Source organism: Methanospirillum hungatei JF-1, from assembly GCF_000013445.1.
Classification (GTDB): domain Archaea; phylum Halobacteriota; class Methanomicrobia; order Methanomicrobiales; family Methanospirillaceae; genus Methanospirillum; species Methanospirillum hungatei.
The window spans coordinates 279,650-306,157 of record NC_007796.1 but is presented as its reverse complement, the minus strand read 5'-3'; the positions used below and the strand labels follow the sequence as shown (position 1 = coordinate 306,157).

The 26,508-nt window shown below is 39.9% G+C and carries 25 protein-coding genes; 16 read left to right on the top strand and 9 right to left on the bottom strand.

Features of this window, described 5'->3' with window-relative positions; all coding sequences use genetic code 11:
- The first annotated feature begins 38 nt into the window (after positions 1–38).
- Positions 39–1,772 (top strand): IS1634-like element ISMhu4 family transposase, encoded by a 1,734-nt coding sequence (locus tag MHUN_RS01425; RefSeq protein WP_011447340.1) that lies wholly within the window; start codon positions 39–41, stop codon positions 1,770–1,772.
- On the top strand, positions 1,702–3,252 hold the full coding sequence (locus tag MHUN_RS01420; RefSeq protein ID WP_011447339.1) for an IS1182 family transposase: 1,551 nt from the start codon (positions 1,702–1,704) through the stop codon (positions 3,250–3,252). Before MHUN_RS01425 ends, MHUN_RS01420 begins: the two co-directional genes overlap by 71 nt.
- Here MHUN_RS01420 and MHUN_RS19840 read toward each other — a convergent pair.
- Both MHUN_RS19840 and MHUN_RS01410 read right to left on the bottom strand, forming a co-directional pair.
- Positions 3,240–3,560: an Mg-chelatase subunit ChlI-like protein gene (locus MHUN_RS19840; RefSeq protein ID WP_011447338.1), complete on the bottom strand. Its 321-nt coding sequence runs from the start codon at positions 3,558–3,560 to the stop codon at positions 3,240–3,242. The genes MHUN_RS01420 and MHUN_RS19840 overlap by 13 nt on opposite strands.
- On the bottom strand, positions 3,560–4,678 hold the full coding sequence (locus tag MHUN_RS01410; protein WP_011447337.1) for an adenosylcobinamide amidohydrolase: 1,119 nt from the start codon (positions 4,676–4,678) through the stop codon (positions 3,560–3,562). Before MHUN_RS01410 ends, MHUN_RS19840 begins: the two co-directional genes overlap by 1 nt.
- Before the next feature lie 226 nt (positions 4,679–4,904).
- Between MHUN_RS01410 and MHUN_RS18555 the strand changes: the two genes are divergently transcribed.
- Positions 4,905–5,093, top strand: a complete 189-nt coding sequence (locus MHUN_RS18555) for a hypothetical protein (protein ID WP_143709310.1) — start codon at positions 4,905–4,907, stop codon at positions 5,091–5,093.
- Between the two features lie 56 nt (positions 5,094–5,149).
- Here MHUN_RS18555 and MHUN_RS01405 read toward each other — a convergent pair whose 3' ends face one another.
- The gene (locus tag MHUN_RS01405; protein ID WP_011447336.1) at positions 5,150–5,989 is read right to left on the bottom strand and encodes a hypothetical protein; all 840 of its coding nucleotides are present in this window, start codon (positions 5,987–5,989) and stop codon (positions 5,150–5,152) included.
- A 218-nt stretch (positions 5,990–6,207) separates the two neighbouring features.
- Here MHUN_RS01405 and MHUN_RS01400 point away from each other — a divergent pair, with 218 nt between their 5' ends.
- From MHUN_RS01400 to MHUN_RS01390, 3 genes are all read left to right on the top strand, one after another.
- The gene (locus MHUN_RS01400; RefSeq protein ID WP_011447335.1) at positions 6,208–7,818 is read left to right on the top strand and encodes an IS1182-like element ISMhu2 family transposase; all 1,611 of its coding nucleotides are present in this window, start codon (positions 6,208–6,210) and stop codon (positions 7,816–7,818) included.
- A 330-nt stretch (positions 7,819–8,148) separates the two neighbouring features.
- Entirely contained in the window at positions 8,149–8,790 is a 642-nt protein-coding gene (locus MHUN_RS01395) for a type IV pilin N-terminal domain-containing protein (protein WP_052288783.1), read from the top strand.
- Positions 8,787–9,389 carry a type IV pilin N-terminal domain-containing protein gene (locus MHUN_RS01390; protein ID WP_011447333.1) on the top strand — a complete coding sequence of 201 codons (603 nt, stop codon included), beginning with the start codon at positions 8,787–8,789 and terminating at the stop codon, positions 9,387–9,389. The genes MHUN_RS01395 and MHUN_RS01390 overlap by 4 nt, the downstream gene beginning before the upstream one ends.
- Before the next feature lie 448 nt (positions 9,390–9,837).
- On the opposite strand, the gene MHUN_RS01385 is transcribed toward MHUN_RS01390, so the two are convergent.
- Positions 9,838–10,683, bottom strand: coding sequence for a sirohydrochlorin cobaltochelatase (locus MHUN_RS01385; RefSeq protein WP_011447332.1), 846 nt, complete (start codon positions 10,681–10,683; stop codon positions 9,838–9,840).
- Positions 10,684–11,850: 1,167 nt separating this feature from the next.
- Here MHUN_RS01385 and MHUN_RS01380 point away from each other — a divergent pair.
- The 4 genes from MHUN_RS01380 to MHUN_RS19350 all read left to right on the top strand — a co-directional run bounded on the left by MHUN_RS01380 (position 11,851) and on the right by MHUN_RS19350 (position 14,620).
- Complete coding sequence (locus MHUN_RS01380) at positions 11,851–12,168, top strand: hypothetical protein (RefSeq protein ID WP_143709309.1); 318 nt, start codon at positions 11,851–11,853, stop codon at positions 12,166–12,168.
- A gap of 5 nt (positions 12,169–12,173) precedes the next feature.
- Complete coding sequence (locus MHUN_RS01375; RefSeq protein ID WP_011447330.1) at positions 12,174–12,710, top strand: response regulator; 537 nt, start codon at positions 12,174–12,176, stop codon at positions 12,708–12,710.
- 438 nt (positions 12,711–13,148) lie between these two features.
- Complete coding sequence (locus MHUN_RS01370; RefSeq protein WP_239441549.1) at positions 13,149–14,123, top strand: reverse transcriptase domain-containing protein; 975 nt, start codon at positions 13,149–13,151, stop codon at positions 14,121–14,123.
- Complete coding sequence (locus MHUN_RS19350; RefSeq protein WP_338040850.1) at positions 14,120–14,620, top strand: group II intron maturase-specific domain-containing protein; 501 nt, start codon at positions 14,120–14,122, stop codon at positions 14,618–14,620. The genes MHUN_RS01370 and MHUN_RS19350 overlap by 4 nt, the downstream gene beginning before the upstream one ends.
- On the opposite strand, the gene MHUN_RS19895 is transcribed toward MHUN_RS19350, so the two are convergent.
- Positions 14,599–14,904 carry a sirohydrochlorin cobaltochelatase gene (locus tag MHUN_RS19895; protein ID WP_048067185.1) on the bottom strand — a complete coding sequence of 102 codons (306 nt, stop codon included), beginning with the start codon at positions 14,902–14,904 and terminating at the stop codon, positions 14,599–14,601. The genes MHUN_RS19350 and MHUN_RS19895 overlap by 22 nt on opposite strands.
- Before the next feature lie 886 nt (positions 14,905–15,790).
- The gene (locus MHUN_RS01360; RefSeq protein WP_048067184.1) at positions 15,791–16,012 is read right to left on the bottom strand and encodes an AbrB/MazE/SpoVT family DNA-binding domain-containing protein; all 222 of its coding nucleotides are present in this window, start codon (positions 16,010–16,012) and stop codon (positions 15,791–15,793) included.
- A 424-nt stretch (positions 16,013–16,436) separates the two neighbouring features.
- On the opposite strand from MHUN_RS01360, the gene MHUN_RS01355 reads away from it, so the two are divergent.
- Both MHUN_RS01355 and MHUN_RS01350 read left to right on the top strand, forming a co-directional pair.
- The gene (locus tag MHUN_RS01355) at positions 16,437–18,029 is read left to right on the top strand and encodes an IS1634-like element ISMhu8 family transposase (RefSeq protein WP_011447329.1); all 1,593 of its coding nucleotides are present in this window, start codon (positions 16,437–16,439) and stop codon (positions 18,027–18,029) included.
- A gap of 494 nt (positions 18,030–18,523) precedes the next feature.
- Complete coding sequence (locus tag MHUN_RS01350) at positions 18,524–19,522, top strand: TIM barrel protein (protein ID WP_011447328.1); 999 nt, start codon at positions 18,524–18,526, stop codon at positions 19,520–19,522.
- Here the strand turns inward: MHUN_RS01350 and MHUN_RS01345 are convergent.
- Entirely contained in the window at positions 19,509–20,447 is a 939-nt protein-coding gene (locus tag MHUN_RS01345; RefSeq protein ID WP_048067695.1) for an ABC transporter substrate-binding protein, read from the bottom strand. The two genes, MHUN_RS01350 and MHUN_RS01345, sit on opposite strands and share 14 nt — an antisense overlap.
- 86 nt (positions 20,448–20,533) lie before the next feature.
- Here MHUN_RS01345 and MHUN_RS01340 point away from each other — a divergent pair, with 86 nt between their 5' ends.
- Genes MHUN_RS01340 through MHUN_RS01330 form a run of 3 tightly spaced genes read left to right on the top strand, consistent with a single transcriptional unit; the run spans position 20,534 to position 23,133 of the window.
- Positions 20,534–21,499 (top strand): FecCD family ABC transporter permease, encoded by a 966-nt coding sequence (locus tag MHUN_RS01340; RefSeq protein WP_011447326.1) that lies wholly within the window; start codon positions 20,534–20,536, stop codon positions 21,497–21,499.
- Positions 21,496–22,770, top strand: coding sequence for an ABC transporter ATP-binding protein (locus tag MHUN_RS01335; protein ID WP_011447325.1), 1,275 nt, complete (start codon positions 21,496–21,498; stop codon positions 22,768–22,770). Before MHUN_RS01340 ends, MHUN_RS01335 begins: the two co-directional genes overlap by 4 nt.
- Before the next feature lie 51 nt (positions 22,771–22,821).
- Positions 22,822–23,133: a J domain-containing protein gene (locus MHUN_RS01330; RefSeq protein ID WP_011447324.1), complete on the top strand. Its 312-nt coding sequence runs from the start codon at positions 22,822–22,824 to the stop codon at positions 23,131–23,133.
- Between the two features lie 23 nt (positions 23,134–23,156).
- Here MHUN_RS01330 and MHUN_RS01325 read toward each other — a convergent pair whose 3' ends face one another.
- Positions 23,157–23,738 (bottom strand): methyltransferase domain-containing protein, encoded by a 582-nt coding sequence (locus MHUN_RS01325; RefSeq protein ID WP_048067694.1) that lies wholly within the window; start codon positions 23,736–23,738, stop codon positions 23,157–23,159.
- A 148-nt stretch (positions 23,739–23,886) separates the two neighbouring features.
- Positions 23,887–25,047, bottom strand: coding sequence for an aminotransferase class V-fold PLP-dependent enzyme (locus tag MHUN_RS01320; protein WP_011447322.1), 1,161 nt, complete (start codon positions 25,045–25,047; stop codon positions 23,887–23,889).
- Between the two features lie 172 nt (positions 25,048–25,219).
- Here MHUN_RS01320 and MHUN_RS01315 point away from each other — a divergent pair, with 172 nt between their 5' ends.
- A complete protein-coding gene (locus MHUN_RS01315) occupies positions 25,220–26,485 on the top strand; it encodes an ATP-binding protein (RefSeq protein ID WP_011447321.1) in 1,266 nt (421 codons plus the stop codon).
- The last annotated feature ends 23 nt before the right edge of the window (positions 26,486–26,508 follow it).

Genomic DNA, 26,508 nt, shown 5'->3' with positions numbered 1-26,508 from the left:
GCTTAACTTTATATCTGAGAAGTGTACATATATATGGGATGATCGCTCCGACACATCAAATTGAACACATCGGCGGAATCCCATATATCTTTGAAACATTAAAAGAACTTCAAATCATACGAATTTTGAATGAGGTATATTCGCCTCACAGAAACTGGGTGGGTTTGCCGATTGGTGAAACGATTGCCATTTGGATCTGCTACTGCCTGACCGAAAATGATCATCGTATGTGTCCCTTGGAGAAGTGGGTTACTACCAAAAAAAATTTACTGGAAAAATTGATTGGTTTTCAATTTAGTCCAAAATGCTTTACTGATGACCATTTGGCTCGTATATTATCTCTATTGCACAATAATGAACTTTGGAACCGATTTGAATCTGAATTAAATCGTTCTACACTGCGTATATATGGTTTAACGGATGAAAACATCGTCCGTCTTGATATGACAACAGTAAACAGCAATGGAATTATCGATAAAAACGGATTAATACAATTTGGCAACTCAAAAGATGACGCCTCCCTCCCTCAAATAAAAATCGTACTTTCAGTGCTTGATGTGCTGGGTTTGCCCCTCACCGTTAGTGTAGTCCCTGGAAATTGTGCTGATGATCCTCTCTATATCCCTGCAATGGAAAAGGTGAAAAAATCTACGGGACAATCTGGATTACTTTTTGTGGGAGATTGCAAAATGGGTGCCATAGCAACTCGTTTGTATACGACTATCAATAATGACTTTTATTTATGCCCGTTATCAGAAGTCTCTCATCCTACTCAGGAAATTTATTCTGCAATCATAGCACATCAGGAGTCTAATCTTTCCTTCACACAAGTTTCACGATCGTACTATGATGGAAGCGATGCGATTATAGCCGAAGGATTTGAGAAAAAAATATCTCATTCAATGGAATATGAGGGGAAAATCATAACCTGGGAGGAACGGCTAATCTACGCAAAATCATTTGCTCATGCAAATAAATTCAGATTATCACTTGAAGAGCAAGTAAAAAAAGCTTTCTTTGAGATAAATTCAATGAATAAAAGAGGAAAGGGAAAGAAAATTTACCGAACAATCGAGGAAGCAAAAGAAAAAGTACATGCTATTCTTGGAGATAAGGGATTAACAGCGGTATTCGAAGTTGAGTATATCGAGCATATTAGTAATACTCCAAAACGAAAATACGGAAACAATCCCGCCAGAATTGAACAATCGACGAGAATTGAGGTTAAACCAACTATTAACTTGCAAGCCCTTCAACAAGCGCAGGAATTATCAGGATGGAGGGTATATGTAACAAATAAACCAGAAAATGAATTATCGATGCAAGATGTTGTTCTGACTTACCGTGATCAGTATATCATAGAGCATCAATTTCATCGGCTGAAGGGAAAGGCACTTTCACTTGCCCCAATGTTTATTCAACGAGATGACAGAATTGATGGTTTAGTGAAGTTTTTGACTATTGTAATGAGACCACTTGTTATTATTGAGAAAAAAGTCAGGGATTCGCTGAAAAGTAGAGGTCAGGGTTTGAGTGGTCTTTTCGAATATAATCCAACGAAAATAGTAAATAATCCTAAAACTGAAAGAATTATTGAGTTTTTCAAAGAGATTTATTTGTTAGTTTCATTTTATGGTGAACAGGTTTTTTACACAATTACTGGGATAAATCAAAAGCATCGAGAGATTTTAAATCTGATGAATGTTGATATTAGTGTTTATACTCAATTGGGATCAATTCAGGAATCTGAATTTAAGATCAGCGAACGGTGAGATTAGTCCATTTATTAATAAATATCGTGACGATGGTCGCGGTTCTGCCTTTTTTGATCCTCGTTCAATGCTTGGAATAATAATTTATTCAATGATTCGTGGAGAAAAATCTAGCAGAAAAATTGAGATGTGCTGCCATTATGATATTGGATATCGGATCGTCGCCAATAATCTTACACCTGACCATACAACGATCTATCGTTTCAAGAAGAATAATTCAAAAGAAATCAAATCCCTTTTTAAACAATTATCTCAAATTATCGTAGAATCCGGGATAGCAAGAATCGGTGTCCTAGCCCTCGATGGATCAAAATTTGGCTGTAATGCCTCTTTATCAGCCAATAAAAAATTAAAATACCTTGAAGCAGAGCTAGGTCGGCTTTTTGATGAATCACAGGAAATTGATGAGTTAGAAAACGATGATATAAATATTCAGGATATGGAGATTAACCGACTACCTGAGCATCTTTCAACAAAAGAAAAACGAAAGGAAGTTCTTAATCGGGCTAAAGAGAAATTAATTGAACGACATGATATCGAATCTAAAAAACAAGAAGAAAAGATTCTGGACCGCGAAAAAGAAGAATTAGAATCGGGTAAAAAGAAACGAGGTAGAAAGCCTTTAGAGCCTAAAAAAGAGCCATCTTCAGATTCAAAAGTAAATCTCACTGATCCTGAAAGTCAGATAATGTCAACCACCAATGGCTGGATTCAAGGGTATAATGGGCAGATTATCGTTTCTGAAAATCAATTTATCCTCGCTGCAATGATATCAGATGAGCAAAACGATAAAAAATTATTAATACCTATGCTAAATGAACTCGAAGACCTTTTTACGGGTATTCATCCATCAATTTCGCCTAATATACTACTATCTGATGCAGGTTATTTCTCATACCCGAATTCTTTAGCAGAATTGGATTATGGCATTCAACTCATCATCCCTCCTTCTAAAGAAAGAAAAATTCCAGAATATTCAGATAATGATGGGTATATCTCACGAATGGAAATGATATGTCGGGCGATTTGTATGGGAGAAATAATCACATTTCCGGAATTGCAAAGTATCGGGACGTTTGTTTGGCAATCTTTTATGAACAGAGAGAAACAAGCAACAACTCAGGAAATTTGTAAACGAGTTATGGAAGTACGTGTGAAATCCCCCACTGGTAGAGAGTTATATCGAAAACGAAAATACATGGTCGAACCAGTTTTTGGTAATATGAAACATAATATGAGGTTTAGGAGTTTCTCTCAAAAAGGGAAAGAGAATTGCGAGGGAGAATTCTTTTTAGCTGCATTAGTGCATAATATAAAAAAACTTATCAGATTTGAGGGTATAGTTAAAATTAAAGAATTTGCTACGAATATTATAAAACCGTCAAGAGGTTCAGGTTTTTCCTATATTTTTGCAAACACAGTATGTAAAGTGGGAATTGATACATGCAGGTTCATACATCAATTAGTCTATTTTGGTTGATAGCTTAAGGGGTAGAGATCGATCATTTGTGATCCTGCATGATATTGATCATTGGTGCAACACCCTCTACAGAGTGAGCAATAATTATCCGGTTCATCAAAATTACATCGGAACGGGCACCCTTTTACGCATTTTCGTTCAGGCAGGAGTGATGCCAATGCCCTGACTGCGGTTGATTTTGCTGTTCCTTTCTCTCCCCTGATAAGTACGCCCCCTATGGAGGGCATTATAATATTATAGAGCAGGGCCTGTTTCATTGCTTCCTGACCAACAATGGCAGTAAAAGGAAAATTGTATGATTCAGACATTATACCGGAATCCTCCTTTTGATTATCCATGCAAGTGTTTTCTGAAGGAGTTCTTTTACCGAGTCTTCATTTTGGAGGAGTGAGTGGAGTTCCTCATCCGGTATTAATCCGCACATTTCCGGAATCCCCTTAAGATAAATTCTCGCAGTGTTTCTTCCTGCAGTCTCAGGGAGGAGACCCCAGCTGATCTCATCCATAATATGAATAATAGCAGTAACTCCGGCGAGAATGGCAGGATCTCGTGCTACCTGTTGAAGTGAACGGAAAAAGGCAGGTTTTCGATTCTCTCCATCCAATCTTGTTGCAAAAACCCAGAGGTCATCCTCCTTCACTCCAAACCGGTTTAACCGTACCATACAATCTGCCTGGCTTTCTGCTGAAAGCTCAGACTGTCTCCGGAGCGCTGTAGTTGTTGCCTCCTTTACCACAATTCCAATAAGTTCACCGAGCTTCGAGTGTTTGCCTGCATCAGTAAGTCGTTTTTCATGAGTTGTGTCTGCAATAACTGCGATTCCATCCGTCCCGGAACCGGTTGCTATTCCTGAAGAATATTTGCTCTGGGCCATGAGTTCCTGTAGCGCTGCTGCTTTCGCCTCGGTTGCAGTCATTACGGCCTTTGTCATGGCGTATGCCGGGAGGTGTGCGCCAATGAGAAGAAGCGTGTTGATAGTGCCGGAAATCATCTCTATATTTCCGTTTTCCTGGAAGTATGATGCCGGATCTCCTGCACGCCCTCCGTTCACTTCTATTCCCCCGGTGACAACTGCGGTAACTTCTACCCCCCTGAATGACCGGGTTACGACTGCAGCATGTTTCATCTTTGCCGCGGTCAGAAGTCCGGCACTTTTCTTTGGTGAAAATCCAAGTCTTCCGGCAACTATTGCCATGTATGCTTCTACTGATCCGCCTTCAAGGCTGTGCGAACAGGTTGCATGATGGGGAGGCTGGTGGTTGAATACTCCCCTTAGTCCTTCCTGGTATCCCCCGTTTATCCATGATGTCGAGAGGACAGCCCGTCCGGGTGGAAGTTTGATAAATATGCTATCCTCTGTCCGGTATATCTCTTCATGGTTCGATGTCGTATGGAATAGTTTTATAGATGGCTCAGGTTCTGACATACGTAATGTATACTCCCCGTATCAGGTTTTATTTACAATTAAATCTGGTAAAGAAATGACCAGCGATCTTATACAAGTGAGATGTATAAAAGTAAAAAATATTTGATCTGAAATTTGTAAAAAGGGTTGTTATGCAATTTTCGGAGAAAGGATTACCTAATAAACAAATGTTTTGTTAACGTTAAATAATTTCAGCGATATTTTATTATCTTACGCGTATTATGCAATGCTGGTGGTCAAGATGTTTGCAAACCTGACCGGACAAAAACTAGAAAAAATTCAGCAATTGGAGAACGAGCTTGGTGTTTACCTGCTTGCAGAACCCCATTATAAGAACCTGACACCAGATGACCTCAAGGCTATTAAGGATCTTGAAGGGAAACTCGGAGCTGTCCTTGTAGCATACGAAGCCTGAAATCTCTTTCAGGCTCTCTATTTTATAATACCTTATTCTAATACCAACGGTTTTTTCTACAGCTTCCCCTCCCTCATCAGCCGTTCCCTGAGCTGTGGAGGTATATCATCAGGAATTTCCAGCCCGCTCTTCGTTGCTGATGCCCGGGGTTGGACCTGTCCGTCCGGAGTGTTGATACTGATGTCAAGGGTTGCATAGCCACCGCTTATCATGACCGTAAAATTACCTTCTCTAAATACAACAAATTCTTTGACTTGCTCACTGCTGAATTCTCGATTATATCCATCTTCATGAAGGATATTCTGGAAAGGATCCAGAACTGTAATTTTTGCCCAGGAAACAAGAGGAGTACTTTTTGGATGCACGGTGAATCTGACAGAAAAGGGACCCTTTTCGGCATGGATTTTCAGTTCCTTTATATTGGAGTTTAATGGAATGTCCGTTTGGGCATATACTGGATTGAGGTTTCCGGGTCCGGACCCTGAAGTATTATTCGAAAAATAAATTGATTCCCGTGAAGGAATAAACACATCATCAGAGAGGGAACCTGCACCCTGAATGACATAGGACGTGGGGACAGGATTGTGTATAGTCTGTTGTGTTTCGGTTATCTGCCTCTGCACAGGAGATGGGATTTTTCCCTCCCGTATGAGTCTTTCCCGTATTTGTGGGGGCATGTCAGGGGGGAATGCCGATTCTGTATTTTCTTCCGGGGCCGGAGTAATTGTAGGCTCTGGGTCCTTATCCTCTGTCAAAGAAGTATCTGAACTATCGGATGAATGAGGGGCAAGGAAGGACATATCAAGACAACCGGCAGAACAGATCATGGTACATAAGAGCAAAAAAAGTGTCCATGCCAGTTTTTGGCAGTTAGAACTGATCATTAATAGTTTCATGGCTTCGAGGGTTTTTTCTCTTTGACAAGTTCAGATTCTAGATTGGAATCAGGTATGCATACGAACGAATCCAGTACCATCATTATTTGGAGACTCTTTTGTGAAGGTGTATCTATATTCAATTTTTTTGGTTATTGAGGCTGTTGCACAAACACAAAAAAAGCTTAATATAAATTATTAAAGCTTAATTATATATATTATTAAGATCAATATATTATATGTCTCATCGCTATAACATGATTAGAGGATATGGTAATGAACAACAATTTTTACTCCCTGTCAATGCGATGGACTGGCTATCTGAAAATGATATTACTTATGGCATATTAGAAATTCTTTCGATTCTCGATATTAGTCCATTTATTAATAAATATCGTGACGATGGTCGCGGTTCTGCCTTTTTTGATCCTCGTTCAATGCTTGGAATAATAATTTATTCAATGATTCGTGGAGAAAAATCTAGCAGAAAAATTGAGATGTGCTGCCATTATGATATTGGATATCGGATTGTCGCCAATAATCTTACACCTGACCATACAACGATCTATCGTTTCAAGAAGAATAATTCAAAAGAAATCAAATCCCTTTTTAAACAATTATCTCAAATTATCGTAGAATCCGGGATAGCAAGAATCGGTGTCCTAGCCCTCGATGGATCAAAATTTGGCTGTAATGCCTCTTTATCAGCCAATAAAAAATTAAAATACCTTGAAGCAGAGCTAGGTCGGCTTTTTGATGAATCACAGGAAATTGATGAGTTAGAAAACGATGATATAAATATTCAGGATATGGAGATTAACCGACTACCTGAGCATCTTTCAACAAAAGAAAAACGAAAGGAAGTTCTTAATCGGGCTAAAGAGAAATTAATTGAACGACATGATATCGAATCTAAAAAACAAGAAGAAAAGATTCTGGACCGCGAAAAAGAAGAATTAGAATCGGGTAAAAAGAAACGAGGTAGAAAGCCTTTAGAGCCTAAAAAAGAGCCATCTTCAGATTCAAAAGTAAATCTCACTGATCCTGAAAGTCAGATAATGTCAACCACCAATGGCTGGATTCAAGGGTATAATGGGCAGATTATCGTTTCTGAAAATCAATTTATCCTCGCTGCAATGATATCAGATGAGCAAAACGATAAAAAATTATTAATACCTATGCTAAATGAACTCGAAGACCTTTTTACGGGTATTCATCCATCAATTTCGCCTAATATACTACTATCTGATGCAGGTTATTTCTCATACCCGAATTCTTTAGCAGAATTGGATTATGGCATTCAACTCATCATCCCTCCTTCTAAAGAAAGAAAAATTCCAGAATATTCAGATAATGATGGGTATATCTCACGAATGGAAATGATATGTCGGGCGATTTGTATGGGAGAAATAATCACATTTCCGGAATTGCAAAGTATCGGGACGTTTGTTTGGCAATCTTTTATGAACAGAGAGAAACAAGCAACAACTCAGGAAATTTGTAAACGAGTTATGGAAGTACGTGTGAAATCCCCCACTGGTAGAGAGTTATATCGAAAACGAAAATACATGGTCGAACCAGTTTTTGGTAATATGAAACATAATATGAGGTTTAGGAGTTTCTCTCAAAAAGGGAAAGAGAATTGCGAGGGAGAATTCTTTTTAGCTGCATTAGTGCATAATATAAAAAAACTTATCAGATTTGAGGGTATAGTTAAAATTAAAGAATTTGCTACGAATATTATAAAACCGTCAAGAGGTTCAGGTTTTTCCTATATTTTTGCAAACACAGTATGTAAAGTGGGAATTGATACATGCAGGTTCATACATCCATTAGTCTATTTTGGTTGATAGCTTAAGGGGTAGAGATCGATCATTTGTGATCCTGCATGATATTGATCATTGGTGCAACACCCTCTATTGATAAAATTATATGTTGATGCGTTTTATGAGAGATTGATCCTGATTCTCCACAAATAGTTTCTTCCTGGATATTACAATGTTCCCTTATGATGCGTGTTTTCTATGGTATTACCGGGATAGTAAAAAGATTGCATTGAATGCCTTTAGATTCTAATTAGGGTGCCCACATATGAAAGAAATGTATATTAATGTAGAACCATCATTCTTTTTTTGCTAAGAATTTTTTTACTTAGCACAAAAATATTTGAGCGTGTGACAATGATGAAAATAAATAAAGGCAGAACGGATCCGGCAGTATCGCCTGTGATCGGTGTTCTGTTAATGCTTGTGGTGACGATTATCGTTGCTGCTGTGGTGAGTGGGTTTGCCGGGGGGCTGGCCGGAGATGCCAAGGCAGCTCCATCGGTGTCCATGGATGTAAAGATTGATACATCTGCAAGTAATGGGATGGGAGGAACAACAAGCCAAATGACATTCGAAATGCTGAGTGGAGATCCTATACCCACCAAAGATCTTGAAATTATTACCTACTTTACCAATAGCACGGGTCATATTTACAAGACTTCTCACTCCGCCACCAGTGAAAAATTTGATTTATATGGATATGGAACAAGTTATACACGGTTACCATATCTCAATGACATTTCAAAGGTTGGATATGCTGGAAATAATGATAAAGCAGATTTTGGTAACTACACCATTTCAACTGGTGACATCCTTTCTGCAGGATCTACCCGGCAGGTTGCAGAATTCCTCGGCCTTGATTGGACTGCAGGGACGGATCCGGATCCTGATACTATTGATGATGCGGACTTTAAACCAGGGGCAACCGTTCAGGTAAACATTCTTCATACTCCCAGTCAAAAAACTATCTATTCCAAGGAGGTTGTGGTAAAATGATCGCTGTAAGAAAAGATGAAGCGGTTTCACCGGTTGTTGGCATTCTCCTGATGCTGGTAGTAACGATTATCATCGCTGCAGTAGTCAGTGGATTTGCCGGATCATTAGCTTCAGATCAATCCAAAGCCCCTCAGATCTCTCTTGGAGTAAAAGGGATTATCCAAAATATTTCCGATACAGATAAAACCAACTATCAAGCAGATCATCCATCCGGATTTGTGTCCGCAAATGGTTTGGAATTTGAACATAAGGGTGGAGAATCTTTTGCTCTTGCAGATGTTGCCCTCCAGATTCAATCAGGTGACACAAAAACAATTATTGATTTAAGTGACAAAATCCCAAGTACTACCTGTCTTCCACCATCTGTAGATAAGTATATTATGGAAATTGGAGACGATGATGGATTCATAAAACCCGGAGATAAGTTCATGGTTTATGCAGATGACTGCCGTATTGATTCCAGTGGTTCCGTGATATCCTGGAAACCAGATGGTGCAGCAGGTGGTTTTGCAGCATACCTGAACACCAAGTGTGAGTATAAACTCATTGATAAGGCCAGCGACAAGGTCATGCAACAGGGATCTTTTGTTTTACAATAAAGCAATTATTCCCCTTTTTTTGTTAGATTTTTAGAGAAAAACAAAAAAATAACCCTAGAACGCCATTTACAAAAAAATGACTCTCACTTCTCTATCAGACCCCTTTTCAGTGAATAATTAACACAGGCGAACAGATAACCAGGGAATATGACTTAAGGATAGGCCTGTCTGATGTTTTTATTCAATTGTCTCTTCCGGATGGAACAATTCTGTGGTTTGTTATTGAATGCAATAATTTGAGAGGATTACGCAAAGCAATAATTACCAGGAAATGTAGCCCGATTTCTGGATCTACTAATTAATGCGGGGCTAATGAGATCTACTTGCTCATGTAAGATCGGGAGGAAGAGAAAATCTGGGATGAGAAGATTCTAACTGAAACGGCAGAGCATGATGGGGTACAGGTATGATCTTTGGGATCGTACCCAAATGAATTACAGAAAAAAGGTTATTTAAGGAAATTATGTGATTCAGCCGTTCTTTTCAGCCGATTCATGAACAGTTCAATGACCTGATCATATTCTCCTAATCCTTTGGTTTCAACTGTGACAGAACAACCAATGGATTCTAACTGCTTCTGCCACGACTGGGTATTTGCATTGCCGGAAAGTTCTATCCATGCATGAATTCCCGGAACGATGGTGAGTGGAACCAGTTTAACTTTCTTTGCTCCGATATGGGACAGACGTTTTTTCACTTTCTCAAAATCCGGATAACCATTCACTGTTCCAATAATAATCTGACCACCTGGACAGATATCATCCAGAATCATCTGCAGTTGGCATAATGCAGGTTCAGCTCCCCCTTCTGCCGTTGGAGATACCAGAACAACTGCCTCATCTTTTGCCTTAATTGAGTAAATTGACTCGATTGCCTGAGCCGTGTCAACATAATCCTCCGGGTTCATGAGCAGTGAGGAACTGATAAGTATCCCGTCAAAACCCACTGCTCCATGTGCTCCGGCTAGTTCATTGAGGGCAGTGATAATCGGATATAACTCATGATATCGTGCCCCGGATGTAATGAATAATGGCTGCACAACAACCTGTGAATGACCTTTATCCAGAAGAGATGTAATCGCCGCCAGAGGTCCCAGAATATATTCATTCTGTTCCCGCAGGACAAGTCTGACCGGTTCGGATGTGAATGAATACGCAACCTCTGCTTTTGGATATTCTTTCTGTATCTTCTTTATACAGGTATCAATAACTGCTCTCCCTTCCGCCTGGGTCGTTCCGATGGAGACAAGTAACACTGCTCCATGACTCTCAATTTTCTTGCCATGACCTTTCATTATGCCACTCCATAAATTTATAAGCACATAATTGTGTGTAATTATTTACTTATAAAATTATTTATTTTGTTAAATTTATATATAATTAAAAATAATTTTAATATACTCGCTATTACAATAAATTTGCGATAAAATACGCATTATTTGTAATTTGTAGAGAAGGCATTTAAATTTATTAAATTATTATTTAAAATTGAACTTAAATAGTTAGTGATATGTAAGACTTGACCATTCAATTTTACAAAAAATAACTGCACCACATATCCTTATTCATTCAATCAAAAACTCAGGAATTCTTCCTTGATCGCTGAAAAAATCTTAAATGCCAGTAATTTCCAATCCTTAATTCAATTAACATGGCACACATGAACGATCATCTCATCCCCGGATCCTAATCGCCCCTATTAACTCACTAAAGGGCACGTATACGAGATAACATACTTTTTATCAAATACCCGTGCCTTTTTTTGTGCCGGATATTTGCCCCCAAAATGTTTGTACCACGAGCCACTATTTCTAAATCTTGTCTGATTCATATCAAACCATGATCCTAATCATCCCCACAATAGCGGGCATTTAAAAATCTAATTTCGTACAATTTTTAGCCATTATAAACCCTATTTGAACTCCCTTTATTATTTAAAAAAGCAGTCAATCTCAAATTAGCAAATTCGACTTTATTTTAAAAAAAAAGACCCATTTTATTAATTTGAACATCAAGAAAAATATTTGAGTTACACACGTGTCATACCCCCTTACCTGGTATAGAAAATATGAGATTATATTTTTTAATCTTAATCACCATTGTAACATATAGATATCCTCTTCAAAAAATCCGAAATGCCATTCCAAATTATATCAGGGAATAAGCTATGTCAATGAATACAATGAAGAATAATATTTCTCGAGTTTAAAAGTGATTACGCGAGGAATTCGAACAATATTATTACGTATTGAAAATTTTTAATATTTAGTTAGTATTATTAACACTATTTTCCCAACATATATGCCTGGATCAACAGGCTATTAACCCATTAAAACAAATATTTTGTATCAAAGTAAATATAAATTTACTTAATGGGGCATAATTTTTTCAGGAGAATAGAAATGCCTATATTTCGATTAAATACCATCCAAAAAAAGATTGCAATATCATCAACATGTTGTATGATTCTTATCGGATTATGTGTGATTGTATTCTCATGGTTCAGTTTATCAGCCCTTGCTGCACAATCTGCAGAGGAACTACTGGTCACCCAAAATACTATGGAATTAACCATAATCAAGGAAAAAATAAGTGAAGGGCTCCTCTGCGCTAACATGCTTTCGACATATTTTTCAGCTAATTATCAAAACCATCAACTCTCACGTGATGATGCTACGGAACTTCTAAAACAGATACTCATAAAAAATCCGGAATACTTTAGTTTTTTTATTGCTTTTGAACCAAATGCTTTATTAAATCTTTCTCGGTTTCAGATCTGATTTTCATGTATTCTATCTTGTATGTTGATGATGAACCAATAATTCGGGATCTCATCAGCTTATTTCTCCCTAAATTTGGTGAATTCTCCATAGACCTGGCTGAAGATCCTGATACCGGTCTGATAATGCATCAGGAAAAGAAATATGATGCAATTATTTCAGATTTTGATATGCCTGGATCAAATGGCATTACCTTTCTTATCAATCTTCGATCAACTGGTGACAAAACTCCATTTATTCTTTTTACCGGGAAAAGCAGGGAAGAGATAGCGGTAGAAGCCCTGAACTGGGGTGCAGATCACTATCTCCATAAAGGTGGAGGATCTGATCAGTTCCGTGAACTTGCTCATGTTACCATACATGCCATCCAGCGGCATCAATCAATTGAAGAAGTAAAACGATCCAGTGCGACAAGAAGCAGTAAATCGGATTGCGAACCCGGTTTAAAATCGGGAACGCCACCCAATCCATTCTGGGCGTCCCTACCTGCACGTGCGTGTTTAGCAATAAACGGGTGCGAAGCTGCAGGAACAACGTGGTGATTCCCATAGTCTCTTTGGGATAAGCTGCCAGGGAAAGGTATCATGGACAAACAAACGTTGAACCGCTGCAGGATCGTTAATTATATCAGGAGGAAAGAGATTTGCCCCTGTCCCCACTGAGGGAGAATCACGGTATCAGTAGCTTGAATTATGCTGGTACGAATGGACGAAGCTGATTCCGGTCTATGGGCGGGTCCTAAAATACCACAATTATCCGATTTATTGAACTTGGAAAACCCAATACGCTCCTAAAAAAAAAAAAAAAAAAATTTTTTTAGGTAAGAACCTTGTGAGAGGAACCACATGCGTAGTGGGAGTAGGAGGCTGCAAAACGCGAATGCCCGGCTGTAATGGCTGTGGATAGGGGTTCAAACTTTGCCCTGACCTGAAAGGGTGCCGACGTGCAGCTGGTTTTTCACGGCGAACAGGATGGTTTCAATGAACGGGATAAGTTCAATTACGCATAAAAGCGAGGACATCTCGGACAGAAAACTTGCAAAACAATGGAAGAAATTTCCATTTGCTAAAGCAAGAGATTATGTAAAGCGACTTCAGACACGTATCGCAAAAGCAGTGAAGAACGGCCAATGTCGACTTGCAAGACGACTCCAGTATCTGCTTACACATTCGTTTTATGCAAAAATGTTGGCAGTACAACGAGTAACCAAAAACAGAGGTAAAAGAAGTGCAGGAGTAGATGGGGAAAAATGGACCACCCCTGAACAGAAAATGAAAGCAGCATTAACGCTTTCGGACAAGGGCTATCGGGCAAAACCTCTCCGGAGAATCTACATCCCTAAACCGCAATCGAGTAAAATGCGACCTCTTTCGATTCCAACCATGTATGACCGTGCTATGCAAGCTTTGTATGCAATGGCTCTTATGCCTTGGGCTGAGACCACAGCAGACAAGACATCATTCGGATTCCGAATGAAGCGAAATGCACAGGATGCTGCTTCATACACTTTTCAGTGCTTAAGCAGAAAGACTTCGGGCCAATGGATATTAGAAGGTGACATAAAAGGGTGCTTCGATAATTTCGCACACCAATGGATGCTTGATAACATCCCTCTTGACCAAAGAATCCTTAACCAATTCCTGAAAGCCGGTTATATTTATGATGGAATACTCTACCGTAACAAGTCAGGTACGCCCCAAGGCGGCTTAATTTCCCCCTTATTGGCTAACATGGCTCTTGACGGCATGGAAAGAATGTTGAAAGAACACTTTCCCGGAAATAAGGTTCATCTCATACGGTTTGCAGATGATTTTCTCGTAACGGCAGACTCACAGGAAACGGCACTCCAGTGCAAGGAACTCATCACTGAATTTCTTCATGAACGAGGGCTTGAACTCTCTGAGGAAAAGACCAAAATCGTTCATATCAACGAGGGGTTCGATTTCCTGGGCTGAAATTCAGAAAATTCAAAGGCAAATTCCTGATACAACCTTCGAAGAAAGCTATTGCCGCAATCATTGATAAAGTAAGGGTAATCATTAAGTCGGCGAAGGCCTGGAAACAGGAAGACCTTATCAAAGCCCTAAATCCCGTAATTAAGGGATGGGCAATGTATCACCGGACGGTTTCTGCAAGTATGACCTTTGGGAAACTTGACTGGGTTGTCCGAAATATGTTGTGGAGATGGGCAAAGCGCCGTCATAATAATAAAGGGAAGAGATGGATTGCCAGAAAATACTGGCACCCAACACTTACCAGAAAACAGGTCTTTAGAACCTCTACTCTTACTCTCGAAAACTTCTCCAACACCAAAATTCAATACCGAAAATTCATAAAACTGGATGCAAATCCGTTTATTGATACCGAGTATTTTGAAAACAGGCCAGGAGTTTTCCTCTCAAAGCAAAGATCGATACGGATGTTCCTTCACTACGCCCATAAAAGCGGGTAGTGAAAAACTTGAGCGGATTGCGGTGAAAATCGCACGGTCCGTTCTTGGAAGGCTGGGTTAGGGTAACCTAACCTGGCTATTCGACGCAGGTACATGAACAATTCTATGACCAGATTATATTCTCCCAATCCTTTGGCTTCAACCGTGACAGATATACAATTGGATTCAAACTTTTTCTGCCATGACTGATTTTTAACATCGCCTGAATATTCTATCCATGCATGAATACCCGGAACAATGGTGAGTGACACCAGTTTGTCCTTATGTGCCCCGATATATGTCAAGCGGGTTTTTACTTTCTAAAAATCCTGATAACCATTCACTGTTTCTATGTTGATCTGACCACCAGGACAGATATCGTCCAGGATCATCTGCAATTGCCAGAGAGCAGGTTCGGCCCATCCTTTAGCGGTTGGGGATACCAGAACAACTGCATCATCTTTTTCTTTCGAAAAATTGAAGCTATTACACCTCAATATGTCAGAATAACTGTATTTATCTAAATACTGGCTTCTATCGTAAACCTGCTTTGTATATTCTTAGCGACACATTAACCACAAATTCTTATAATTCCATCAGCTTTATCGAAATATGAATCAAATGAGACTATTTTATCAAGATGTTGTATTTTCATTATGAAAACTGATACAGCATCTGGGACTGAAAGAGTCCCATCGTACTTTAAAAACTCAAATATGCCTTATTTTAGGGTTTTTTCTCCTAAATGAACAGTATGGCAATTATCAGTAAAAATAATTGAATAGTTACTCTCCTGCTTTTCCTCCACTTCTTTTTCCTATTATGGATACCGATTCAACTATGATAAGATCTGAAATAAGCATATTGTCATCTGCAAGAACAGGCAGGAGATCTTTTGCCTTTTTAAGCCATTGATCCTTTGAATCAACAAGTGCGACAAAAAAAAAGATGAATCAACAAAAATCATTTCTCACCACATTGATTTTTCTTTTTATCTTCTACAGCATCCCCTCCAGAGCTTATAGAACCAAAATATCAGATAGTGTCACCCTCTTTCTTGGTTTAATTATAATTGTAGAGGCTGTTGCATAACTTCAAACAGTTAGTACAATGAGGAAAAACCCAGTTTTTTTTCGACGATTTAAGTTCCAATCGAATGGAAATTGTCCTCTTGCGGAAATGACATTTTGGTTATGCAACAGCCTCTGTATTATTGTCAATATACCATTGGAGAATATCCCCGGGAGTTAGGGTTAGTGTTTTTCTGATTTCAGCAGGGAGAACTGTCGAGTAACCTTCTGAAATTTTTGTCTGACTAGTTATGATAATCACCTTATTGAACCATACTCTCCTAGGTATTAAGTATTCACTAATAATATATGATATACGAAGTAAAATAGTATCTTTTTCCATATCAGATCATCCTTCCAATATTGACCGGGTTTTTTCATTGTGAACCTGATCTAAAAAACAACAAACTCACATATTGGTGAAATGAACGTAGTTCCATAAAAATCTAGGATTTTTATCAGTGTAATAATATCACGAATAAAAATTTAAGTTTTGGACTGCATACCCACGACCACCGCTCATAGTCACTTCAACACGAAATCAAGTATCTAATTTCATGACTGCATGACCGCGGTGACCAGATGAACCAATCCATTGTGACATTATAGCCTTATATCCTCATCTACTGGATCATAGGCGCATAAGAAAACTTGTTTTAAGTCTAATTTTTACTTTGTTTTAGAATAATTTTGATAAATAACCCTATTTTTAAACTTTTTAACAGTTACATTTAAATATTTTATGTGCTTATAAATTAGTAACAGAAATGCAGGTTAAAAAACGTATCAAAAAAATTAATGGGATTGAGTACTGGTACGAAGATACTCCTTACTATGATAAAGAAAAAAAGCAGATCCGGCATAAATCAAAGTACCTCGGAAAAAACATAGATGGGCAACCTGTTAAGGTTCGAACGAGTGAAATGATTCCTGCACGAATGGTAGTTTCTTCTGCCCCAAAATTCGCATATAATCACGGGAATCTGCTACCACTTCAAAGTATTACCCAAGAGCTTTCAATACAGGCAACACTGGAAGAATTTCTTTCAGAATCAGAAACGGATACATTATTAACTCTCGTTTACAACCGAATTCTTCGCCCAACGGCGATGACAAATGTTCAGGTGTGGTATGAAGGATCTTCACTATGGCTAAATAACAATAAATTGCCTCTATCTAGCCAAAGAATAAGTGAATTCTTGGCAAACCTTGGTCAAAAAAACATCCCTGAAGAGTTTATGAGACGATTCGCTGCTCAAATTGAACCAAATGCAACTCTTCTCTATGACATTACCAGTTTATCCAGTTCATCTAAACTTTTAGAGAGCCTAGAATATGGATACAATCGGGATAATGATGGCCTTCCTCAGATTAATTTTTCACTGGTAGTGGATAAGGAAAAAGGTATTCCCGTCCGTTATGATATATATCCAGGAAGTATTGCCGACATCACTACGTTGAAAAATACCATCATACGATTGAGAGATGCTGGTTCAGAACAATTTAGACTAGTAATGGATAGAGGTTTCTTTTCCCAAACCACATTGGCTGAACTTTTGAGCGAGAATATCCCTTTTATTCTGCCTGCGACCTATCAACTCACGTCAATTAAAGAATTAATGAGTAAATCTCAAAATAAGGTAAAACAAGCTGAATATCTTCAGAAATTGGAGAAAGGTCCTATATTTGCAATGCCAGTGAAATTAGAGCATCAATTAGAGATCGATGATAAACCTCGAACAATTACTGTTGATGGCTATTGCTATTATGACCCAAAAAGAGAACAGGATGAAAGAGATTCTTTTTATGTACAATTATTCGACGCGGCTGATAGATTGAAGAAAGCAAGACCACAAAGTTGGAAAAGACCTGAAGTAGTGGTGAATGAAATCGCGAAAGGGTTTGCACGTTACCTGAAATGGAAATTTACAGACGGAACATTCGAGGTTTCAATAAGACAGAAAGCAGTTACTCAAAGAATAAATCGCCTAGGACGATTTATTCTTTTTTACAACGGCGAATTAGACTGGCTTTCCTGTCTCACCCTTTATCGTGAGAGAGATGCAGTTGAGAAGTGTTTCTTAAGAATGAAGAACGATTTGGACACTTTACCTCTTAATGCAAGAAGAGAAGATACGGTGAGGGGTTATTTGTTCATGGTTTTTATAGCCCTTATCATTAGAATGAGATTACAAATGATTTTGAAGGAAACGGGCCTTTCAAAACAATATTCTGTCGAAAAACTACTTCTCGAACTTGAAAAGATCAAACTTTTTGTACTATCTCAGGGAGAGATTATTCAATCTGAAGTCAGTAAGAAAAATAGAGAAATTTTGACTGCATTAAGTCTATGCGCCTAAAGGTTTTCGGGAGGTGAGGTTATATATAAAATACGTATTTTCGCCAGGTTCTTTTATTGCGAGAGAGTTGGGGAGACCCCATAATCTGCTGTCATTCTGCATTGAAGGGACATAGAAGATGATATCACAAAATTTTTGTCAATTTTTTACCCCCTGAAATTCCACCCATCCTTTTCCCATATGCAGACTGTACCAAAGGTCATAATGCCCAAATTATATGTCAGATCATATCTACCAAAGGGATATATATGCTCACTAATATAGGGCCACAGTAAATCGTAATTTTCTTATAATTTTCGAAATGAACGTTAATATGCCCGTTATTCGGACATCTGGAAATCTCTAAAATTAAACCTCTATTTTGGGGTTATTTTCAAAAAATATGGTAGGAATATTTATAATAGGAATCTTGAATATTCGGGGAAAGGATCTGTTATTGATGTACAGGAGATTCATGGTGTGATTGAAGAAAATGACTGAACGATTATAAGAACATGAAAGAAATTATCAATATATCTGGATATTCCGTTGATTTGGAACGGTATAACAACTCCTGGGAAGAAGTCAGGAGATTTGTAAAGGATATGGAATGTTCAGGTGTTGAACTCCTGATGGGGGGAGAATATGACGAAACAATCCCAAGGGATCTCATATCATCGGTTCACCTTCCCGGCTGGCTTGGATGGGTACGCCTCTGGCGGGAACCTGAATCAGTTCCTGCGAAATGTGATCCATTCAAACAGGCATACTATTATGGAGCTGCAACGCCGGATACACTCATCCGGACATTTTGTGATAACCTGGAAAAAGCCGGAAAACTGGGTGCAGTATATGCGGTGTTTCATATCACCCATATTGAACTTGACGAATTTTTTACCCGGAACCACCGATATTCCTATCACGAAGTCCTCTCCTCTGCTGCCTCATTTTTAAATGCCGTCTGTAGGAATTATCCAGGTGGTGAGCCCCCGGTGACTATTGGATTTGAAAACCTCTGGTGGCCTGGGCTGACGTTCTTATCACAGGCTGAAGTGGATTTTTTTACGGAGCAACTTGAATTTAATAACTGGATCTTTGTCCTTGATACCGGACATATGATGAATGCTGGAGATATCCGGACTGAACAGGATGGAATTGTATATGTTATATCAGCTCTTGATGGGTTATCTGAGAGAACGATAAGACGGATTCGATCAGTTCATTTCCAATGTAGCACCTCCGGAGCATATCAAAGAGAACACTTTTTCAGGGAACCCCCATCCGGTTTTTCGAGTCTCTCATATGGGGATCAAATTTCTCTGCTCATGCCCATGGTTGCTAAACTTGATGAACACCGGCCTTTTTCAGATCCATGGTGTAAAAAAATAATTGAGATAATTAACCCTGACTACCTGGTGCATGAATTTACCAGTAGATCAAGAGATGAATTTCAGGAAAAGATTATGGCTCAGAAAAATACTCTAAAAAGGAGTATAGAAGTTACAATTCCCTGATTTTCGGGGCAATCTCCTCTAACAGATCCCACAGACGCGGCCCGGCACGATCTGCAATATCACTATTAACCATGATGGTCTTATTTGAAGTAATTGCTGACAACCCGGATAATCGAGGCTCATTTACGAAATAATCTAAAATATCTGTCTTATCACTTCCCATTCCACTTCCTGAGTTTACCATGATAATATCCGGTTTCTTACTGATAAATTCCTCAATATTTGCGATTGCATGACTGTTCTTATCTGAAAAGGCATTCACTCCCCCGGCAATCTGAATAAGTTCATCCTGGAATGTCCCTTTCCCACTTACGTAGATCGGATCATACCAGATAACATGGGCAATAACCGGTTTTTTCGTAAAGGCTTCTCCCTCTTTCCGGACTTTTTCTTCCCTGGCTTTCAGTTCAGCAATTATTTCCGATGCCTTATCAGATGTTCCGGTTATGTATCCCAGTTTTTCAAAAGTGGCATATATACCAGCAAGGTTCTGGGCATCTGCAAAATAAACCGGAATACCAAGGTCTTTGATCCGATCAACCGCTTCCTGGTTATTTCCTGGAGAGGCAATAACAAGGTCAGGGTGTAATGCAACGACTCTCTCGATACTCACCGTAGAAAATCCGCCTATTTTACTTTTTTCTAATGCTTCTGCCGGATAATTACAAAAATCGGTGACTCCGACGATCCGGTCACCAAGTCCAAGGGCAAAAAGAACTTCGGTATTCGATGGGGCAAGGGAGACGATTCGTTGAGGTTCAGAAGATACCAGTACTGATTGCTGTTGATCATCCTGAATTGTCCGCGGCCATGGATCAGAATTCCCTTCCTGAAGAGTACCTGAAAGAGGAGAACACAGAAGAGATATGAATATTATACAATAAATCGCCGCTTTCAGCCATTTCAAACGATAATTCGATCTCATATCAGATTCGGATTTTCTCTTCATCATAACACAATCACTTATCTTACATTAAGTAAAAATTAATTTAATAATTTCCCACTCATCATATGAATACCATTCGAAATTTTCTAATACTTATCGGACTCTTTTGTACGGTGATTATAGCGATCCTGCTATCTGTCATCACCGGCCCGGTTGAAATATCATTGATAGAAATTCTGACCGGTATAATGCAGGATACTACGCATTCGCAGATCCTTTTTGATATCCGCCTGCCAAGGGCTATCGCAGCGTCGCTTGTAGGTGCCGGACTTGCCTGTGCAGGAGCAGCCATGCAGACATTATTCCGCAATGATCTTGCTGATCCGTATACACTTGGAACATCAGCAGGTGGGGCGGTTGGTGTATCTCTTGCCATAATCACCGGTGCTGTTTTGCTGGTACCGATTGCAGCATTTTGCGGCGCAATAGGTTCGGCATTTCTCGTGTATCTTCTGGCAGCACAAAAGAGACGACTCAGTACAGGAAATCTTCTCCTTACCGGGATCGCGGTTTCCATGTTTTTCTCGTCGGTGGTTTCTGTATGTCTGGTATTTTCCGGAAAGAACATGCACCAGATAATGTTCTGGCTGATGGGAGGGCTGTGGAATGCTTCATGGGCAGATATTCCTCTCCTTCTCATAACGCTCATCCCTGCCGGGATACTTGCACTTTTTTCCCGTGACCTGAACATCATGTCTTGTGGAGAGGCAGAGACACGAACTCTCGGTATTGATCCAGAGAAAACAAAACTCCTTCTCCTTGCGGTATCAGCAGGAATCACCGGCCTGGTAGTTTCAGTATCCGGATCAATCGGGTTTATCGGACTTGTATCTCCCCATATTATGCGTATCATCACAGGTCCGGATCACCGGGTCCTAATTCCTGCATCGCTGGGATGTGGAGCACTCCTGTTGGTCTGTGCAGACACTATCTCCCGGACATGGCTTGGAGATCTGCCGGTTGGAATTGTTACCGCATTTTTTGGGGCACCATTCTTCCTCATGCTCATCAGACGGAGATCAGATTTATGACTGGACAGATCCTCGAAATATCAGATCTCTCTACCGGTTATGATGAGAATGATATTCTTCATGAGATCTCACTGCTCGTCAGGGAGAAAAGTTTTATTGGAATCATAGGACCGAACGGCTCAGGAAAAAGTACGTTTATGCAGGTGCTTGCCCGATCACTTCCGGTCAGGGAAGGGGACATTATGCTTCTGGGTGATTCCCTTCAATCCTATTCATTTCGTGATTTTGGGATGAAAGTGGGCTATGTACCACAGGAATCGGAAATAAAATTCAAATATCCGGTTTATGATGTGGTTATGATGGGCAGGAATCCACATATCGAGCGATTTCGTTCTCCATCAGAAGAAGATCATGAGGCAGTCAGAAGAGCTCTTGCGCAGACCGGGACCCTCGAACTTGCAGACCGACCAATTACCGCACTCTCCGGAGGAGAACGGCAACGGGTCATGATCGCACGGGTGCTTGCACAGGATCCAATTCTCCTTCTGCTCGATGAACCCTTCGCCCATATTGATATTCATCACCAGTATGAACTCATCCGGATTATTCGTGAGACATCCAGGGATAAAAGAGCAGTAATCGGGGTTTTTCATGATATCAACCTTGCTGCGGCATACTGCGATCACCTGGTACTCATGCATGACGGCAGGATACGGGCATGTGGAAAACCGGAGGAAGTCCTGACCAGCGAACTCATCCATGAGGTATTCAGGATAAGACCAGTTATTGATATCAATCCCATAACCGGAACACCCTTTGTATATGTAGAGGAGGAGTGGAAAGAGTCAGAAGTGCACAAACCCAGGGTTCACCTGATTTCAGGGGGAGGAACGGGATCATACCTGATCTCACTAATGAGCAGATCCGGATATTCACTCAGTTGCGGAGTATTGACAGAAAATGATTCAGACTGCATGATGGCAAGAAAATATGAGGTTCCAACTCTTGCAGAACCACCTTTTTCCCGTCTCTCCCTGGAAATGGAAGAAAAACTGACCGAACAAGTACAAAAAGCTGATGTTGTCATCGTAACATCAATGCCGGTCGGGTGGGGGAATTATCCAAATATCAGGGTTCTTGAACAGATTGATCCAAAAAAGATAATTTGCATTCTCCCTTCGTCAGAACCATTTCTTCCGGATTTTACAAGCGGGGTTGCAACCGAAACCATAAAAAGGCTTTTGTCAGCCGGTGCACATAAGATATCAAACCCGGCTGAACTTCTGGAGATGATGCAATCAAAAATTTTCTCTAAAGATACAATGCAATAATTATGCATCATTATTACTCTCAGTCACCTAATATCCTGAGAGCCCCTCATTATGATAACGACACCGGAGATTTCTATACAACAAGCCGCAAAATTACTGGGATTTTCTAATAAAGCCAGCCTGATGGAAATCAGGAAAAGATATCATGAATTAGTCAGGGAATGGCACCCGGATGTATCAGCACATGAACCTGATGAATCCCATGAGATGATGATACGGTATAAAGAAGCATATGAGATCCTTGTTGATTACTGTATGAATTACCAGGTCACATTTACCGATGAAGGGAACAATAAACGGCATATTTCCCGATCAATGGAATACTGGAAGGAACATTTTGGTGATGATCCGATTTGGGGATAAACGGCTGATGCAAAATCAGTTTTTCAGACTTTGTCACGCTTATTAAATTTCAGGATACAAAATCCCAATCTGCAATCGATTGATGTGATATCAAACCCAGTCCCAGTGATCATGTGAATCACCTCATCATGCTCATAAAACCGGGCATGCGAAAGAAACCTCCCCTTATCCGGACGGGCCAGATATCGCTCTGCAATAATCCCACCTTTTTCAATACATGCAACCAGAAGGTCCCCATTATGTATGAGAATCCGATGGACCTCCCGGAAGGTCTCCTCAGGTTTTTTTAGAAAACAGAGAACGGTAATCATCACGACCATCCAGATTATTCCAGGCTTCATCGGAACTGCTTCTCCCACAGCACGGATAACCTCAATTCCTCTCTCTTTCGCCATCAAACCAAGAGCACGGGATGGTTCAATACCATGCCTGATACCAAGCGGCTCTGAAAACCGTCCGCTGCCAACCCCGATCTCAAGAGCCGGAGAAGGGATATCCCCTATAGCCTCCCTGATCCGTTTTAATTCCTCCAGATAAACATCGCGATTATCTAAAAACCACTGATCATACTCATCAGCATACTCTTCAAAGACGGAAAAAGACATGAAATCAGGATGAATTACCATATAACCGGGTTTTCACACGCTCCATGAGAGCGGCATCACGATGGTTAAATCCAGAAATTCAGGAGTAACTTCTGTATCAAGGATGAATTCTTTCATAAACGAACCGTCAGCACAATATTTATGGCGATTAGATCTGAGAATCCGCATGGTGGGCAATCTCCTTTATAGCATCAGCGGCTATCTGGCATTCTTCATCAGTCGTAAACCATGAAGGACTGATTCGTACACATCCGGCTCCATCATCTATTGCATTATGCAGCAGTGGAGCACAATGAAGACCGGTTCTGACAACGATATTATCTTTCCTGGCAAGAATATACCCCACATCATCATTATCAAGTCCGGCAATGTTACACGCAATAATCGGAAGATCAGGCTCAGGATTATAGATGGTAATCCCTGGTTCGGATGAGAGTTCCTTCATGAAATATTCAATCTGACGATCTGCTTTTCTTTGCAGGGTATCCATCCCGATTGTCTGGAGGAAGGAGATACCTGCAATCAGCGATGCAACTCCCGGATAGTTGTGAGTTCCAATCTCATACCGCTCCGGCAGATCACCCGGTTGATCAAGGGATTTGGAATTAGTACCAGTTCCCCCCATCCGAACCGGAAGAACCGGATCAGGATTTCGAATACAGAACCCGCCAATACCGGGCATTCCAAAGAGACCTTTATGCCCGGTAAACACAAAGGCATCTAGTTCGAGAGAGGAGAGATTCAGGGAAATATGTACGGCGGTTTGTGATCCGTCAACAATAAAGAAAATTCCTTTATCATGCAGATACTCCCCAACCGCACGGATGTCCTGCACCGATCCAAGGACATTGCTTCCATGATTCATTACCACCAGATGGGTTTTATCGGTCACCGCTTCAATGATGGACTCAGGATTTACCTGTGCATTGGAAAAAGGGATATAATCCAGATAAATCATCCCTGTTTTTTCCAGATAATGAAGAGGCCGGAGCACAGAGTTATGTTCAAGGGCGGTTGTAATCACATGGAATTTTTCGGTCTGTGATGCAGCAAACCCATGAATGAGAGTGTTTAAGGCATCGGTTGCATTCAACGAGAAGACGATTGTATCCGGAGAATCTTTACCAAAAAATTGTGCTACCGTTTCCCGACCTTCGGTCAGATAATCCCTCTGTGCTCTGCCAGTTCCCCTTCCTCCCCCACCGAAGGGTAATTCCAATGATTCCTGAACGGCCTGAATAACTTCCGGCGGTTTTGGCCAGCTGGTTGCAGCGTTATTCAGATAGATAAGGGGGTTTTCTTGTTTCAATAATACATACTAAGGGATAAGGTCGCAAAAAGGTTTTGCAGGGTGAAAATTTCTAACAAATGTCACAATTGAGATAGTTGACTGAAAATGGAGAGATGGTCCAGGGGTTATGTCCCGATGATCTCTGTTCGTTACAAACGAATAAATAATCAGAAAATAACATATCATAATTGTGCTCAAAAGTGCCCTGAGACAAACCATCATTGATCAACAAAAAATCCTGGACTTTGATGAACAGTATGTCCCCCGAGACATTCCTCTTGAATCACTCCTTCAGTCAGAAGAAATCATCGTATTATCCGGGATTCGCAGGTGTGGTAAGAGTACAATCCTTACCCAGTTGTCAAAAATACTTGATGGCAAGTTTCTTTATATTAATTTTGATGATATCAGGTTTTCAGATTTTAATCAAGAAAACTTTCAGCATATTTATGAAATTTTGGGCGAACTCTTTGGACCTGATGCACACGTGATCCTACTTTTGGATGAGATCCAGAATATCCACGGTTGGGAACGCTGGCTTAACAATCTCCATACTTTTAAGATCAAAACCATTGTGACTGGATCAAATGCATCGGTTCTCAGCTCTGAACTGAGTACATATCTTACCGGACGACACAAAACAATCAGGGTCCATCCATTTTCATTCAGGGAATACCTTCGATATTACTCCATATCCTGTGAGAATCCTGAATTCGTTTCATCAACACAGAAGGGAGAAATAATCCGCTATCTTAGAAAATACCTGGAAGAGGGAGGATTTCCTGCAGTTATCCGTTCTGGTGATATCGCTCTTTCCGAGCAGTACCTGACAGATATCATATACAGAGATATTGTGAGCAGATTTGGAATTCGTGAGATCAAGGAATTGAAGGATCTGACAGTGTATCTGATTTCCAATGCTGGCAGGATGATATCATACAAAAAACTTGCTGATATTACCGGCCTTAAAAGTGTAAGCACGATAAAGAATTATCTTGATTATCTGGAGCAGGCATTTCTTCTCTTCCGGATTGCGCCTCTTCATTATTCACTCAAAGCAACCAGCAGGGCATCACATAAAATCTATGCAGGGGATCTTAGTTTTATCCAATCAGCAGGATTTCATCTGTCCGAAGATCTGGGTCAAAGAATAGAAAATCTCATATTCCTGGAGCTGCTCCGAAGATATCAGGAAGTATACTTTTACTCTGGCTCTGGAGAATGTGATTTTCTTGTTAAAAAGAATCAGGTAGTAGAAGAAGCAATTCAGGTATCCTATTCACTTAGTGATCAAAAAACTCTGGACAGGGAGATAAAAGGGCTTACCCTCGCAATGGAAAAATTCAATGTGAAAAAGGGACTTATCCTGACTTTTGAAGACGAAGAGTTATTTGATATTCCTGATATTAGAATATCAGTTATCCCAATTTGGAAATGGCTGTTAACAGCCCCATAATTTTTTTTCGGAAAAGGATAACA